The sequence below is a fragment of the Mesorhizobium sp. M1409 genome (assembly GCF_040317535.1).
Classification (GTDB): Bacteria; Pseudomonadota; Alphaproteobacteria; order Rhizobiales; family Rhizobiaceae; genus Mesorhizobium.
The window spans coordinates 179,645-192,936 of the sequence record NZ_JAMYKV010000003.1 but is presented as its reverse complement, the minus strand read 5'-3'; the positions used below and the strand labels follow the sequence as shown (position 1 = coordinate 192,936).

General features: G+C 62.7%; 29 protein-coding genes. 7 read left to right on the top strand and 22 right to left on the bottom strand.

Annotation, left to right across the window (positions count from 1 at the left end; genetic code table 11):
- Position 1 precedes the first annotated feature (1 nt).
- From NKG99_RS04150 to NKG99_RS04050, 21 genes are all read right to left on the bottom strand, one after another.
- Entirely contained in the window at positions 2-400 is a 399-nt protein-coding gene (locus NKG99_RS04150) for a hypothetical protein (protein WP_352864482.1), read from the bottom strand.
- The gene (locus tag NKG99_RS04145; RefSeq protein WP_352864481.1) at positions 387-815 is read right to left on the bottom strand and encodes a hypothetical protein; all 429 of its coding nucleotides are present in this window, start codon (positions 813-815) and stop codon (positions 387-389) included. The genes NKG99_RS04150 and NKG99_RS04145 overlap by 14 nt, the downstream gene beginning before the upstream one ends.
- The gene (locus NKG99_RS04140; protein ID WP_352864479.1) at positions 815-1,606 is read right to left on the bottom strand and encodes a hypothetical protein; all 792 of its coding nucleotides are present in this window, start codon (positions 1,604-1,606) and stop codon (positions 815-817) included. Before NKG99_RS04140 ends, NKG99_RS04145 begins: the two co-directional genes overlap by 1 nt.
- Before the next feature lie 42 nt (positions 1,607-1,648).
- Positions 1,649-1,882 (bottom strand): acyl carrier protein, encoded by a 234-nt coding sequence (locus NKG99_RS04135; protein WP_352864477.1) that lies wholly within the window; start codon positions 1,880-1,882, stop codon positions 1,649-1,651.
- 14 nt (positions 1,883-1,896) lie between these two features.
- The gene (locus tag NKG99_RS04130; protein ID WP_352864475.1) at positions 1,897-2,268 is read right to left on the bottom strand and encodes a hypothetical protein; all 372 of its coding nucleotides are present in this window, start codon (positions 2,266-2,268) and stop codon (positions 1,897-1,899) included.
- A 26-nt stretch (positions 2,269-2,294) separates the two neighbouring features.
- A complete protein-coding gene (locus tag NKG99_RS04125; RefSeq protein WP_352864473.1) occupies positions 2,295-2,645 on the bottom strand; it encodes a hypothetical protein in 351 nt (116 codons plus the stop codon).
- Between the two features lie 106 nt (positions 2,646-2,751).
- Complete coding sequence (locus NKG99_RS04120) at positions 2,752-3,099, bottom strand: hypothetical protein (RefSeq protein ID WP_352864471.1); 348 nt, start codon at positions 3,097-3,099, stop codon at positions 2,752-2,754.
- 3 nt (positions 3,100-3,102) lie between these two features.
- Positions 3,103-4,275: a hypothetical protein gene (locus NKG99_RS04115; RefSeq protein ID WP_352864470.1), complete on the bottom strand. Its 1,173-nt coding sequence runs from the start codon at positions 4,273-4,275 to the stop codon at positions 3,103-3,105.
- A 53-nt stretch (positions 4,276-4,328) separates the two neighbouring features.
- Positions 4,329-5,099: a hypothetical protein gene (locus tag NKG99_RS04110; protein WP_352864468.1), complete on the bottom strand. Its 771-nt coding sequence runs from the start codon at positions 5,097-5,099 to the stop codon at positions 4,329-4,331.
- Positions 5,086-6,027 carry a YqaJ viral recombinase family nuclease gene (locus NKG99_RS04105; RefSeq protein ID WP_352864466.1) on the bottom strand — a complete coding sequence of 314 codons (942 nt, stop codon included), beginning with the start codon at positions 6,025-6,027 and terminating at the stop codon, positions 5,086-5,088. Before NKG99_RS04105 ends, NKG99_RS04110 begins: the two co-directional genes overlap by 14 nt.
- Positions 6,024-6,317 (bottom strand): hypothetical protein, encoded by a 294-nt coding sequence (locus NKG99_RS04100; RefSeq protein ID WP_352864465.1) that lies wholly within the window; start codon positions 6,315-6,317, stop codon positions 6,024-6,026. The genes NKG99_RS04105 and NKG99_RS04100 overlap by 4 nt, the downstream gene beginning before the upstream one ends.
- Positions 6,317-6,679 carry a hypothetical protein gene (locus tag NKG99_RS04095; RefSeq protein ID WP_352864462.1) on the bottom strand — a complete coding sequence of 121 codons (363 nt, stop codon included), beginning with the start codon at positions 6,677-6,679 and terminating at the stop codon, positions 6,317-6,319. Before NKG99_RS04095 ends, NKG99_RS04100 begins: the two co-directional genes overlap by 1 nt.
- On the bottom strand, positions 6,670-7,035 hold the full coding sequence (locus tag NKG99_RS04090; protein WP_352864460.1) for a hypothetical protein: 366 nt from the start codon (positions 7,033-7,035) through the stop codon (positions 6,670-6,672). Before NKG99_RS04090 ends, NKG99_RS04095 begins: the two co-directional genes overlap by 10 nt.
- Positions 7,032-7,178: a hypothetical protein gene (locus NKG99_RS04085; RefSeq protein WP_352864457.1), complete on the bottom strand. Its 147-nt coding sequence runs from the start codon at positions 7,176-7,178 to the stop codon at positions 7,032-7,034. Before NKG99_RS04085 ends, NKG99_RS04090 begins: the two co-directional genes overlap by 4 nt.
- Positions 7,175-7,312, bottom strand: coding sequence for a hypothetical protein (locus NKG99_RS04080; protein WP_352864454.1), 138 nt, complete (start codon positions 7,310-7,312; stop codon positions 7,175-7,177). The genes NKG99_RS04085 and NKG99_RS04080 overlap by 4 nt, the downstream gene beginning before the upstream one ends.
- Positions 7,309-7,485, bottom strand: coding sequence for a hypothetical protein (locus NKG99_RS04075; protein WP_352864452.1), 177 nt, complete (start codon positions 7,483-7,485; stop codon positions 7,309-7,311). The genes NKG99_RS04080 and NKG99_RS04075 overlap by 4 nt, the downstream gene beginning before the upstream one ends.
- A complete protein-coding gene (locus NKG99_RS04070) occupies positions 7,485-7,790 on the bottom strand; it encodes a hypothetical protein (RefSeq protein WP_352864450.1) in 306 nt (101 codons plus the stop codon). Before NKG99_RS04070 ends, NKG99_RS04075 begins: the two co-directional genes overlap by 1 nt.
- A complete protein-coding gene (locus NKG99_RS04065) occupies positions 7,790-7,975 on the bottom strand; it encodes a hypothetical protein (RefSeq protein ID WP_352864447.1) in 186 nt (61 codons plus the stop codon). Before NKG99_RS04065 ends, NKG99_RS04070 begins: the two co-directional genes overlap by 1 nt.
- Position 7,976: 1 nt before the next feature.
- Complete coding sequence (locus NKG99_RS04060) at positions 7,977-8,108, bottom strand: hypothetical protein (protein WP_352864444.1); 132 nt, start codon at positions 8,106-8,108, stop codon at positions 7,977-7,979.
- A 327-nt stretch (positions 8,109-8,435) separates the two neighbouring features.
- Complete coding sequence (locus NKG99_RS04055; protein ID WP_352864441.1) at positions 8,436-8,696, bottom strand: hypothetical protein; 261 nt, start codon at positions 8,694-8,696, stop codon at positions 8,436-8,438.
- 368 nt (positions 8,697-9,064) lie between these two features.
- Positions 9,065-9,517, bottom strand: a complete 453-nt coding sequence (locus NKG99_RS04050; protein ID WP_352864650.1) for a helix-turn-helix domain-containing protein — start codon at positions 9,515-9,517, stop codon at positions 9,065-9,067.
- 76 nt (positions 9,518-9,593) lie between these two features.
- Between NKG99_RS04050 and NKG99_RS04045 the strand changes: the two genes are divergently transcribed.
- The gene (locus NKG99_RS04045; RefSeq protein WP_352864438.1) at positions 9,594-9,842 is read left to right on the top strand and encodes a Cro/CI family transcriptional regulator; all 249 of its coding nucleotides are present in this window, start codon (positions 9,594-9,596) and stop codon (positions 9,840-9,842) included.
- Between the two features lie 4 nt (positions 9,843-9,846).
- On the opposite strand, the gene NKG99_RS04040 is transcribed toward NKG99_RS04045, so the two are convergent.
- Positions 9,847-9,984 carry a hypothetical protein gene (locus NKG99_RS04040; protein WP_352864435.1) on the bottom strand — a complete coding sequence of 46 codons (138 nt, stop codon included), beginning with the start codon at positions 9,982-9,984 and terminating at the stop codon, positions 9,847-9,849.
- 211 nt (positions 9,985-10,195) lie between these two features.
- Between NKG99_RS04040 and NKG99_RS04035 the strand changes: the two genes are divergently transcribed.
- From NKG99_RS04035 to NKG99_RS04010, 6 genes are all read left to right on the top strand, one after another.
- Positions 10,196-10,663: a hypothetical protein gene (locus tag NKG99_RS04035; protein ID WP_352864432.1), complete on the top strand. Its 468-nt coding sequence runs from the start codon at positions 10,196-10,198 to the stop codon at positions 10,661-10,663.
- Positions 10,660-11,277: a GcrA family cell cycle regulator gene (locus NKG99_RS04030; protein WP_352864429.1), complete on the top strand. Its 618-nt coding sequence runs from the start codon at positions 10,660-10,662 to the stop codon at positions 11,275-11,277. The genes NKG99_RS04035 and NKG99_RS04030 overlap by 4 nt, the downstream gene beginning before the upstream one ends.
- Positions 11,277-11,783, top strand: coding sequence for a hypothetical protein (locus NKG99_RS04025; protein WP_352864427.1), 507 nt, complete (start codon positions 11,277-11,279; stop codon positions 11,781-11,783). The genes NKG99_RS04030 and NKG99_RS04025 overlap by 1 nt, the downstream gene beginning before the upstream one ends.
- A gap of 232 nt (positions 11,784-12,015) precedes the next feature.
- Positions 12,016-12,621: a hypothetical protein gene (locus tag NKG99_RS04020; protein WP_352864424.1), complete on the top strand. Its 606-nt coding sequence runs from the start codon at positions 12,016-12,018 to the stop codon at positions 12,619-12,621.
- A gap of 10 nt (positions 12,622-12,631) precedes the next feature.
- Positions 12,632-12,970, top strand: a complete 339-nt coding sequence (locus tag NKG99_RS04015) for a hypothetical protein (RefSeq protein ID WP_352864421.1) — start codon at positions 12,632-12,634, stop codon at positions 12,968-12,970.
- A complete protein-coding gene (locus tag NKG99_RS04010; RefSeq protein WP_352864418.1) occupies positions 12,970-13,266 on the top strand; it encodes a hypothetical protein in 297 nt (98 codons plus the stop codon). Before NKG99_RS04015 ends, NKG99_RS04010 begins: the two co-directional genes overlap by 1 nt.
- The last annotated feature ends 26 nt before the right edge of the window (positions 13,267-13,292 follow it).

The window sequence follows — 13,292 nt, the reverse complement described above, 5'->3', positions numbered from 1 at the left end:
GTCACCACCTCGGCTCGCCGTCGTCATCGGCGGGCGCGTCATCATCGAAACCGTCAGTGGCCGGCGGCGGCTCCTCACTGTCCGGCGGTGCGATATAGAGCGCCGGTTTGCTGTACGGCGCGTTCTTGCGCAGTACAGTGAACTCGTCGGTCAGCGTGTTCGAAAAGATCGAGGCACCGCCGTAAAAATGCGTCACCCAGGCCTTGGCGATGGGCTCCGGCGCAGGCTTCTCCTCGGTCGGCGTCGACCATTCGACTTGCGGGACATCGATGCGCAGCATCTTGGCGCCGAAGCGTTCGACCTCGATGCCGCGACCCCAGTGGGTGCGATGGCCGAAGATCTCAACCAGCATCCATTCGAAGGGCTGGTCGACCGCGGCGACTTCCTCAGTTTCCGGCATCGTCTCTGCTCCATTTTCTGAAAGCAACAAATGCGGCCCCGAGCGCGGCATCGACATTGTCGCCAGTGAATTTCAGGACTTCCCATTCGGTCCAATCGCCCGAGCACTCGACGAACGCGCCAGGGCCGTCGAAATCCGGATTGTCATTGACCAGTGTCACGCTGTGGCCGTCGCCGGCGCGCAGCTGCTCGACGATCCGCCAGTTCCTGCCGTCCTGTTCGAAACGGCTGTTCGCCTCAAGCAGATCGGTGATGCGCCGCCGCTGGCCATCGAGGCAGACGGACCCGCGCGAGCAGATGTCTTCGGCGATCCTCTGTTCCCAGCGATCAGGATGATCATGAATTGCCTGCTTCTCGGCCGCCCGCAGCCTGCATCCTCCGCCAGGATGTCGATGAGGTATTGCTTCGCCGGCCATCAGAAGCTCCCGCCGATGGTTTTGCGCCAGGCGTCGGGATCGACGACTTCCGTCGCCGATCGGGCGGCTTGTTGCGGTTGCGGATCGGAGGTCCGCTTCACCCATTCCAGGCGCGCGGTGTGGACGACATCGGCCTTGTCGGGTTCATTCCGCATGTCCGACTTGTGCAGGATGAAGTTGAGGTAGTCGGTCGGCAGCTCAGAGAACAAAAGACCGGCATGCTTGCCGAAGTTGATCTTCAGTAGGCGAAGCGGGTTCGCCGAGATGTGGACCATCGTCTCAACGGGCAGCACCCGGAGGAGGTCGAGGAGAATGTGCGCAGTGGTCCAGCTATCGGGTCCGGCGCGGTGCACCGGCTCCATCTGCTTGGCGCCACCACCGAGCCCGAGCGCGTACCAGATCGCTCCGTTCTTGTGGCTTTCGAGGTTCGGGTAAGTGTCCTTGGCACATTTAAACGTGCAGATGCCGGGCTTCGTAGGCTTCAGCACCACTTGGTCGAACGCGAGGTTGTGACAGCAGATGAAGTCCGCGCCCGTGTTGATCAGACTGCGGGCGTCATCCGGCGACATGCCGTCGGCGACGTCGTGGTCCTGCAGGTGATGCGCCGACATCGCGCCTGGCGATATAGGCATCCCGGGGTTGACGATGCGAGCATGTGGCCCGCTCTCAATAGCCCATCCCGTCGGAAAGAGGCGGACATCTGTCCAGCCAATTTCCACAAGCTCTTTTGGGTCGCCGAGCGCCGTTGTCTCGCTATCCGCCACGCGAATAAGGGTGAGCGGGTCAGCCATGGGCGGCCTCCACTCGATAGCGGTGATGTCGATCGCGGGCCATCAGCCTATCGCCTTCTCGACGTAGGTGACGGCATCGCCGACGGTCAGCCAGGTCTCCGCCTCGCTATCCAAGATCTCGATCCCGAACTCCTCCTCGCAATCCATCACGAGTTGAACGAGATCCAAGCTGTCAGCGTTGAGGTCGTCGATGAAGCCGGCTTCCTTCGTCACCCGGTCGGCACCGACGCCCAGGCTCTCGACGATGATCTTCTTCACGCGTTCTGCGATGGTCATTGGTGGCTCCTGGCTCAATATGGAATGGGGGTTTCGTCCGGCGCGGCCGCAACGGTCGCCGGCCGGACTTCGACTTCGTCGGGAGAGGCGGGCGGCTCCGGCTTGAAGGCCTGTTCGGTGACCGGTTCGGGCGTGATCAACGAGAGATCAGAGGCCGGCCAAGTCGCGAAACCGGTCATGTCGTCGAGTTCGACCCATGCAAGGAGCGCTCGGGTGGCCCGGATGTAGCCCGTTGCGCCGCTTTGATGAATGACCGGGTCGCCGATGTCGAAATGGGGTGCCACCATCGTCACTTCTGAGGCGCCGATCATCGCCCCGGAACCGATGTCTAGCCAGACCGTGCCGCCTTCCTGATGGTCGTACTTGACCTTGGCGGTGATCGACACGAGATCGCCCTTCCTAAAAAGTCCCATCAAACTCTCTCCTCTGTGGTCAGTTCGCGTGTCGGCTCCGGCGCTACAACCTGCGCGGCAAACCCGATCACGGCGGTCGCCAGCGCCCGCAGCGAATGGCTGTCGGTCACCGCATGGGGATCGCCTTCGATGACGAGGCGGGCGATATCGGTGGCGCCGGCGAAGTTGAGCGGCGCCACGATGGCGCGGCCACCGGCATCGACCAGCATGACGTCGCCGGTGTTGAACGGCTGGTCGACCGGGTCACCCGCCTTGCTCGGCACCTTCATGGTGCCGGGCTTGGTCACCGAGACGACCTTGCGGCCGTTCGCGAACTTGGCGACGTCGGCGGCGTGGATCTCGACCGTCATGCCAGCCACCCGCAGATGTAGAACAGGCCAAGCATGGGCAGGATGGTGAGCCATGCCAAAACGAAGAGGAAGCCAGCGAAGAAGAAACCGGTGACAAGAAACCGCGTCATGCCCGGATTTCCTTGTGGACCATCACGATGGCGTCACCGGCCGCCGGCACCGCCCGCGGGACCAGCCGGCCGATCTTCTTGGGGGTCGCTTCGACGGGCTGCTTGCCGCCATCGATGATGGCTCCAGCAGATTCGAACGCGGTGATGGCGACACGGGTCTGCCGCAGCCGTTCGGTCAGATCCGCGATGTTGCGTTCAAACGCGATCTCGTCGGCCCGGAACCGATCCAGCATATTGGTGACTGAGTTGGCGCTCCGATCGAGGAGATCGCCGGCCAGCGTCTCCGGCTGGAGCTCGGCTTCAACCAACTCGACCTGGCGCATAGCTTTGCGGAGCTTGAACATCGCTCAATCCTCCTCCACCGAACCCTGCTCCGGCGCCTCGGCGTCCTCCTCGGCGACGAAGCCGTCGAGCCATGCCTGCCGTTCGGCCTCCCTGCCCTCCGCCTTGAAGTCGACCGGGATCGCCTTCTTGCTCATGTTGCGGCGGTAGGCGGCACGACCCATGCGGGTTGCCTTCGCGATGGGGTCGCCGTCGTCCGGCTGGGATTGCGCTTGGGAGGCGCCGGACGACGGCTGGTTTCCGGTAGCGGCCTCGGGGGCGGCTCGCTTGCCGGATTGCTCGGCGGCCGCCGGGGAAGTGCTGGCATCCGATTTGGGGGCTGCTTTGTCGGCGGCGGGTTTCTTGGAGGCATCATCACCGGCGAGCTGGTCGAGCTTGCCTTTCAGACCGGCGGGCTGGTCGCCGGTTTTCTTGACGGCCGGGAAGACCTCGTCGACGTCGGCCTCCTTGCTTTTGACGCCCTGGTACATCGCGTAGAGATCGGTGAGCTCATCGAGACCGATCTCCTCCAGACCAGCGACGCCGACCGCGGCGAACACCCGCTCCGGAGTGACTCCGATACCGGCGAGCGCCTTCATGGCGTCCTCACGGCGTTCCAGCAGCGTGGTGACGTCGCCTCTGATGACGTTTTCCGCATGCTCGAACGCCTGCCGCCATACCGCCTTGGGGACGCCCTTCAAGATGGCTTCACGCATGCCGATCGAGGCCGCGGCGTTGCCGGCGGTCATGATCATGTCCTGAGAGTAGAGCCCGCCATCCCGCTTCGAAATGTTTTTGCGGGTGCGCGCGGTGCGCTTCAGCCCGGTTTCGAGGTCGTGGAAGATGCCTTCGGATTCGACGTACTTCTCAATCTTGTCGACGTGCACGACGCGGGAGGCGCAGTGGCAGTTTCCCCATTGCGAAGCGATGATCTCCGCCAGCCGGATGCTGGGCCCACGGATCGTTTTTCCATCGCGCGGCACCGCGTAGACGCACTCCTTGGCGGTCTGCTCGTCGAGCATGACGAGCTCGGTGATGTTGCGCATCACCGTGGCGACGGAACGCGGGAACGCCCGCGCCGTGATGACGTCTTGGTTGAGCTCCGCCATCGCCAGTTGGACGGCTAGGCTCTGGCCGTTTCCGGACATGCCTAGTGGCAGTGTGGTGAGTTCGCCGGTGCTGCGGTCGACGGTTTCCACAGCCTTGCCTGCTTGGGTGTTCATCGTTTCGGTCTCCAGGTTGCCGCCGGCGATCAGCCGCGGAATGAGGTTTTCGTGTCTTCGAAGATTTCGACGCCGGGCACCGCCACGGTGTTCTTGTTCTTGGCAACGAAAGCTCTCAGGAACTTGTCGAGATCGTCGAGCGACATGTACGGACGGAGCTTTTCGAGCGGGATTTTCGAGGCATCCGTGATGCGGTGCTTCCATCTGGCAGTTGCGGATACCGTTCCGGCAGAGGTGCGCGTCGGGCCGCTGCCGGCCGTGATCGCCTCGTTGACGAGAACGGCGGCACGGTTCTCGGCGTCAGCTGCCTCCTGCATGAGGACGTCGCCGAGGACGCTGTGGCTGGATGCAGCGGCCTCCTCGAGCTTGCGCTTCGCCTCTTCCTGGGCGACACGAGCGACCTCGGCCGCGGCTACCCTGGCTTCCTCGCGCTTCTTGTCGTTGTACTTGCCGACGATGGTCTCGAAGGCGGACTGGATTGTTTCCGGTCGAACGGTGACGGTGTCGAAGAACCGGTTTGTTTCCGTGGTTTCATCGCGCAGCGGCTTCGTCGTCGCCAGCTTGGTTTCGCCAAGTCGCTTCGCCATTTTGCGCGCCTCGATCCCGAGGGCGACAAGACCGTCGCGCTCGTTGTCGTTGGAGACCACACCATCGGTGAGCGCGTTTTTCGCATCGGTGGCGCGCTTCGCGAGGCTTTCCACCTCGTCGAGCAGCGGCTTGAACCTGTCCCGCAGGATGTCGGCGGTCGTCGCCAGATTGTGCCCTGGCCCGACGATCGATGGTGCTTCAGAAACTTCCATTGAGATCTCTCCGTGGTTTGATGCGCAGCGTGCGGCTCTGCGATCCGGTGTTGCGGTGGGAGGTCCGAGCGGAAACCTCCCAATTGGCGGTCAGGCCGATCTCGGCGTTGCCTAGGGCGTGGAGGATGTGCGGGCGCAGCTGGTCGACGACGGCCTTCGCTCCGGCGGCTTCAACCCGGGCGCGGTCGTATTGGTGGACGAGCAAGTCGAGTTCGAGGTCACCGCTGAGATCGCGCCGCTCCGGCATCGAGTCGCGGTAGACGTCCATGACGACGTCGCCGTCACGCCGCCAATCCGGGGAAGGCTCCTCCCCGCTCGCCACCATCGTCCAGAACTCGTCGACCTTGCCGAGCAGCCGGTTCCACAAGCGGAGATGGATCGGGATATCGATGATGTGCAGCTGGAAGGTGCCGCGCCAGGTGATGACGACGAGGGCAACGCAGGCCCATGCGCAGCCGGTCAGCTGGGCTTCGGTGATCGCCTGGATGGCGATCCAGGTTGGTGGCACCACATCGTCGGTGTCGGGGTCGAGCCAGAATTCCTTGAAGGCGTCTTCCGAGGCCGTCTTGATCTGGCAGTTGCCGGTACCGGCGCGGTCCGGACGATGCAGGAAGGCGTCCGGCGTCGCACCGATGCGTGTCTCCGGGTTGCGATAATAGGCCCGATCATTCTCGTAGGTGACGGTCCACTCCGGGAATCGCTTCCGGATCATGGCGACGACGACGGGCTCCATCAGGTTGCCGCGCTCCATCGCTTCGGTCTCTTCGTCGTCAGGCGAGAGACGGCCGGTCTTCTCCGCCCAAAGCTGATAGGGCGTCGTGTAGGGATGAGCGCCGAGGACGGCGGCCGCCACCGATGCGGTGACGTCCTTCGATCGGGCGGCGAGCCAGGCTTGGCGATCGGCGGGTCTGATGATTTGGATCGTCATGCCGCCCTGCCCGATCCGCGCTTGTTGCGCTGGCGCCATTCGCCGTCTGGCACGGCACGGCAGAGGTATGACCGGATGCTGGACTTCGGGACCCGCCGGCCGAGCGCGGCGAAAATCGCGTCGACGTCAGGATTGTCGCGATATGCGGCGAGCACCAGTTGGCGCTGCGTCATGATGCGAGTGAGGCCGATCTTGGCGACGTTCGTGGCGTCGAGCACCGCCGGCAGTCCCGCGCCGTGCAACATGTCGCGGACTTCGTGGTCGGTGAAGCGGCTGAACGGGCTAGTCATCACGCCCACCCTTGCAAATCGTCCGCGTCATCCAGAACGGCGTCGATCATCTTCTCATCGACGACAGTCTCGACGATCAGGCGAGCCAAGCGGTTCGGGTGCATGTTCCGTTTCGCGGCGTGCGGGCCGAGCCGATCGAGGATTTCGGTCGGGAACAGCACCGTCCGGCAGAGCTCTTCATGTGGCCGCGGCGCGCGCTTGGCACGGCCGGCGGAATGCTCAAGCGCCGAGACGGTGGTTGTCTTTATGCCGATGCGCGCCGCGATCTCCGACGTCGAGACACCCTGCCGGCGAAGCGCCAAGACGGCATCAGTCCGGCTTGGGTAGCCGAGGGTTTCTATCCGGACGCCCATCACGCCCACCCATCAAGGAAGTTCACGATAGCCGCGTAGACCTCGGCTCGTTCGGGCCGCTCGGTGTCGTAGCCTTCGACCTCCATCGCCATCTTGGCGGCGTCGAGCAGCTGTTCGACGACATCGGTCTGGAAAGGCCCAGTCAGGCCATCACCTTCACGGGCGAAGCGCAGGAGTTCGGCCAGCGCATCAGCGGCCTGGGATGCCGAGATGATCGCAAGCCCACGAACATCAGGCTTCCCGGCGCATACTGAACACAGATCGGGCTCGACCCAGTGGCATGGGACGCCATTCGTAACGCAGGCGTTGTTCTGGGTGCAGCCGCACTCGCGGCATGCCGGCGCTTCGATAAGGTCACCGATCATATCCTCGTCCTCTTTGGCTGATGCTCGTACCGAACCTCAAAGCCGGAGCGCACCGGAACCCGCCGCCAGTGGCCGAGCGTGACCGCCAAAGCGAGGATCGCGGCGGTGGCGGCGCCGAGGCTGAGGATGGCGATCACCGTCATGGTTTCGCCTCGTAGCGTTTGGCCGCGAGTTCGCATGCAGCCTTGTTGCCGCCGATGCAGTCGAGCGAGCGGCAGAGGTCGGTTGAGATCAAGGCCATGCCGACGAAGATGATAAATGCGCAGACGAGGTTCATTCTGCGGCCTCCGCAGGCTTGACCGCCTCACGGTACCCAAGCCGGACCTCGAAGGTCCGGACGAGCTCATTGATCTGCTCGCCGCGCTTCAGGCCGTTACGTCGCGCCCAGTTCATGACCTCGAAGGAATCGGCGGCGAGGTCGAGCAGTTGGGCGTCGGTCAGGCGCGGCATCACAGCACCATCCAGAGCGCAATGATGATCAGCGTTGCCGCGATCAGCGCGACCCACTTCACCGCTGGTGGTGGTGGCATCGGGCCGGCTGGACCGGGATCCATGTCCGGGAAATCGTGATGAAGGTAAGGAATCGCGAGCTCGTCATCGACGGCGTAGTCGAGTGGTGGCGCGTCGTTGACCAGCAGGCGCGGGTGAGGAGAACGGCGCCGTTCGACTTCCTCGACGTAGGTCGCCGATGAGATGACACCGCAATCCGCCCAAGCGCGAAGCATGCCGTCGGTGACGTCCTTGATGTCGGCCATCAGAAGCTCTCCTCGATCCGAGCGATCTGCGCTTTCAGGTCGTCACGGCGCCGACGGGCGCTGCCCATCTCGATGTCGCGGCGCTGGAAGTTGTCGATCATGTCGGCGCAGATGAGGTCGCGTTCGGCGAGGGAGAGCTCGCTGCGGAGGTCGTCGAGCGTGGGGACGAGGGATGGCGCGCCCATCTCAGCGCACCAGCAGATGCAACACGTACGCCGCGACGGTCAGCGTTGGCGGCAGCACGAAAAACACGATGAGGCACTTCGCGAACTCGGAAGCGTTTTCGGCGATGACGCGTACAACGGCTGGTCGTGGCATCGGGTTTCCTCTCACTTAGCGTGTTGAGGAAGTTAAGTACCACTGAACCTTAAGTCAAGCTGAAAAGTAAGTCCCACTGAAAATCACGCTTTGGCGCCAAGCCGGGCCTCGCGCGCGGAGCGCTAACCTATGAACGTAGGGCGCGAATCGAGGGGGTGCCGGAGCACCCCCGTCGACGACAGCATAAGCGGTGAAGATGCTTGGGATCTACGTTCTAACGAAGAGTGCAACCTTTAAACGTAGAGCTATATCGATGAAGGTTTATATCTGTCCTCCGCGTGTTCGCGCTGACGCGCTCACGCGTGCTAATACATGCCGAAGAGAGAATTATCTGCGCTTGCCCCGGCCGAGGATCTCAACTGCCGACACGATGTGCTCGACAACCAAGGCTCGATCAGCCTCGTTCAGCGCTGCGAGCATAGGGCGCAGCGCATCGGCGAGCTGGTCCGCGTGATCTCCCCTGGCCTTGCTCCAAAGCCAGTCGTTGATCTGGTTGTTCTTGCTTCGGTCGCCCCTGGCCGAATCGATGATGGCCATGAGTTCGGGCGAAATTCGTATCTTAAACTCGGAGAGCTTCGGCTTTGGCATGCCTCGACTTATGGCCGAAACGTTAAGCCCTCGAAATCGCCCCAAAAATGCAAAATGTGGGGCTAGTTTTCCCCGCTATTCACAGCGGTAATATTACACTTGGAGACATCCTGTTAACAGCAAGCAAATGGTTATATTCGTACATTAGTATCAAAATGGCACAGAGAAACTAGTAAAAGCGCCGTTGACAAAGGGGTAAGGAAATTGTTCCTATTCGTGGCATGGGCTCGGGACGTCAGAAATGATCCACTACATGTCGCTTGAAAAAACGCGAGGGGAGACCTCGCTAGAGAAGCTGCGCGCCATGGCCGCCAACGCATGGTCACTAGATCCCACAACCCGAATCGAGCGAGACGCCGCCTCGATCGCTACCGAGATGGCCAGGATTCACGGCGGGAAGTGGCGTGTTCAGGTCGATCATCTTGCCGGCCTTGTTCTGATCGTCCGGCATTAGCCTGCAAAAACCCCTGGATTGCGGACAACAGCACCGTCACATGGTCGGGCTGCAATCCTTCGATGCGGCTCAGCAATTCGCCGATCTTATCCATGCCGCGGATCGGAGCTGAAGCCGCCTGGTCGTCGGGCCCCCACAACAGCAGATCACCAGGCCGGCAATCCAGCGCCTTCGCGATGGCAACCAACGTCGAATCGGTGAAGCCCTGCTTGCCGTTCTCCAGCTGTGAAATCGATGAGGCGGTGAGACCGATCATCTCGGCGAGCGCCTCCTGGCTCAACCCGCGCCGCTTCCGCCACTCGCGGAAGAAGTAGGTGGGCTGGATTTCGTCAGACGCTTTTATTGCCATGCTGAAATTATCGCGCATCGACAATTTATGCTCCATTCGGTCCCACTGAAAAAATCAGCTTGACTTAATTTCAGTGGGACTTAAGTTGCCATCCATGGAAAAGCTTATTGCCTACCTGGATGAAGAGCGCGGCCGCCGCAACAAGTTGGCTGCCGCCCTTGGTATCGGCCCGGGTGCGATCTCGCAGTGGGAGAAGGTTCCCGCCGAGCGGATGGGCGATATCTCCCATTTTACCGGTATTCCTGTCGAAGATCTTCGACCCGACATCTTTGCGAAAGCTGTTCGCGAAACCGGCGATCACGCCGCCGATGCGGTCGAGCAAACCGCTGGAGAGACCGCCTGAGATGTCAGCCCAGCCCAAAGATCGCCGCCAGTCGCGCCAGAACGCTGGGCCGCAGAGCTTTGAGCAGATGCTCGGTCTCGATTGCCGCCTCGAGATGGGCGATCCGCTGCGTCAGCTGTTTGATGGCGATCTCCAGGTCCATTTTCCTGCTCCGATAAGCTTGCGGCTCCGTGCTTTCGCCGGAGCCGCCTTCGAATTCATTTCGCGCGTGTCCCTAACCCTGGCGCGCGATCGCCGGCACCCCGCCGGCTTGGTGGCCCTGTCTGTCCCGTTTGGCATGGGCCACCGCTTTTTTGGTTCCGTCCGGGCATTGCTGGCATCTCCGTGTTCCGTTGCTGGGAATGGAGATAGCAATGATCGGTTCTGGAAGCTCGGAACAGCCTTCCAAGGTCTCAGAATTATCAGAGACCGGTCGGCTCGGTGGTGGCCTCATGTCTAGCGTGGCCATCGCCCAATCACTCACCCGGGATCTGGGCGATATCCTCGCTCCGGGTGAGAAATGGAAGCGACAGATCAGCGCCGTGCATAGGGGGCTGACCTCGGATAAGTTTGAACACGCTCTCACCGGGCTCACATGGAGCCGGGTCAAGACGTGGTTCTACGGCGAGGCCAGGCGTGTAAACTACGAAGAGGTGGTGGCTCTCAGCGAGCTGAAGGCCATCGAGGAGGCTAGACGTGCAAGGCTCAAACTCGCCGCCACGGCGAACATTCTGGCAGCTCATCTTGCCGCGGAGGGTGCGCCGCTTGATAGCCACCAGATGCGTGCTCTGGGGAGACTCGCTGGCGCGATGGATCTATCCGGAAGCGGAGACGCCAGATGAGCGATCTCCCAGACTGGACCAAGATCCCTCGGGATGAACGCCGCAGGATCCTCACCGCACAGTGCGATGCGGGCCTGACGGCCCAGAAGATATCAGACCAATTCCAGAACTGCAGCCGGTCCGCCGTCATCGGCCTGGTCCATCGCCTGAAGCTGCAGCTCGGTGGCGGCCAACCACGCAAGGGAATCGCCAGGAAGGCCGGCGTCGAAGCCGCATCGAAGGCCCCGAAAAAGCCACCAGCGACCAAACGCGCCTCCAAGCTCGTCCAGGAGACCAGCTCATGGCGTGGCGCCAACAACCCACTATGGGCCGATTTCAAAGGCCGTGCCGAACAGCGCGCCGCCTCCCCGGGACTGCCAGCCCATCTTGTCACCGGCGAGGCTCGCCGGCCGATCTGTGATCTCGTCCCGGTCTCCCGGAACCTGAAGCTCGTCGAGCTTACCGAGCGCACTTGCAAGTGGCCAATCGGCGACCCCCAGGCCGAAGACTTTGGCTTCTGCGGGACCGACGCCGCAGGAACCGGACCCTACTGCCGGTACCACGCCCGCATCTCCTACCAGCCACCCACCACCCGTCAGCGCGCCGGCCTTCGGTCTGCGGAAAGGATTTCTTGATGACCAAAGTCCACGAAAGGCCGAATCGCGCGTCGCCGTCCGAGGCGGGTTCCTTCGTCGAGGAGTTCGACCGCCTCGAGCAAGAGCGCGAGGAGAAGCTCCGCGTTCTCGACGCCGAGTTCAAGGTGAAGAAGCGTGCGATCCAGAAATCGACCGACGCCGATCAGAAGGAAATCCTGTCCGACGCGAAAAAGCATGGCGTCAACAAGGGTGTCATTCGGGCGATCGTCGATGCGCAAAAGCTGAAGCGCAAGGCGGAAGCCATGATCGAGCGCGCCGACGGCAAGGTCGACGGCTTGGAAGACGATGACCGCGACTTCGCCACCGATATCCGGACCGCCCTCGGCAACAACTTCGCCAGCTTCGGCCTCGGCGCCGCTGCGGTGGAGCGCGAGGAAGGCGACGACGATCAGGACGAGGCGACTGCGGCCGTGGTCGCCGCCGTCAAGGGCTCAACCTCGCAAGAGGAATGGGACAAGGCCGGCGGTGCCGGCGCGTCTCACTGAATAATTCCCGCGCAAGCGGGATAGGGGCGGCGGTTTGAACGACGCCATGGATGCTGCTGGCAAAGCCGAGAAACGTCAACGTGCAGCGCCTGACCGGGCTTCGGCCTGGTCGCCCCGACCAAATGGAGTGACGGCTTGTAGGTAGCTGCCGACCAAACAACGACAGGCAACCTTCTGACCAGGGCGGGAAAGCAGCGCTCACCAATTCGCCCGAACGGGCCGAGGGTTTGGGATGACTGCTCCACGCATTCTCGCGATCGATGCCGCTCGTCGGATGGGCTGGGCCTACGGCGCCGCCGGTTCGCGGCCGATCTCCGGCTCGATCGAGTGTGCCACCGAAGGCGCCTCACGCGGCGCCATCTTCTCCGGCGCCGGTCGCTGGATCACCGGATTCATCTCCGCGAACCCGGTCGACGTCCTCGCCATCGAGGCGCCGCTGCCTGGCTCATTCGTCCAGGGTCACACCAACATCAGCACAGCCACCATCCTTCTCGGAATGCCAGCCGTTCTTGAGTTTATGGCCTACCAGCTCAAGGTTTACCGGCATGTCCGGATCAACCAGGCCTCCGTGAAGAAGCATTTCGTCGGCGGCCAAGGCGAGCAGAAGCCCGCCATCATGGCGAAATGCCGGGCGCTGGGCTGGATAGGCAAGGATGACGCCGATCAGTCCTTCGATCGCAGTGATGCGCTGGCGGTGTGGTCCTACGTCGAGTGCGATGTCGCGCCTGGCTACACGCAACCCGTCGACGACCTCTTCATCGCCTCGGAGCGCCGCAAGCGTGAAGCCGAAGAACTCAGCCGCCGATACGCCCCTTCCACCGTCCCCGATCGATTTTAGAGGAGTCAGCATGCGCAGTCGGTCACTCGATCAAATCGCTTCGACGAAGCTCGCTGCAGCCGCGAAGCGCGTCCGCCGCTTCGCCAAGCTGCCGCTTTCGGCCTTTCGCACCATCGTGCCGACGAATCACCCCGGCGCGGTGCTTGCGCGCGGCGAGGCTCGGCGGTTCGATCGGAAAGAGCGGAGCATAGCCTTCGATCACGAGAGCGCCGCTGGTGCAAAGCATCGCCACAGGGCGGCGCGCAAGGGTAGGCCGCGCACCCCGAAGAAGGCGCCGAAGACTAGGCCATACAACCCCATCGATCATGTCCACCCGCGCCACATGCGGCAGTTCGCGGAGCGTTCCTGATGTTACGTCCAGGCCAGCTCGTCGTCTGCGTCGATGCGACATGGTTCCCGCCGGAGCCGTCACCGCTAGCCCTGAACAAGGTCTACACGGTCGAGACGGTCGGCTTCGGGATCGGTGTCACCCCCGAAATGCGGATCGCGGCCGGCGACATGGTTGATCTCGTCGAGATCAAAAACCCCTGTGAACGGCAGAGTTGGGATCGCGGCCACACCGGGTTTTCGGCTGATCGGTTCAGACCGGTTGATCCGAAACGGCTCGACGTCTTCCGCCAACACCTCGCCCCGGTGCCGGCATGAGCGCCCGCCCACATAACAGCAGGTTT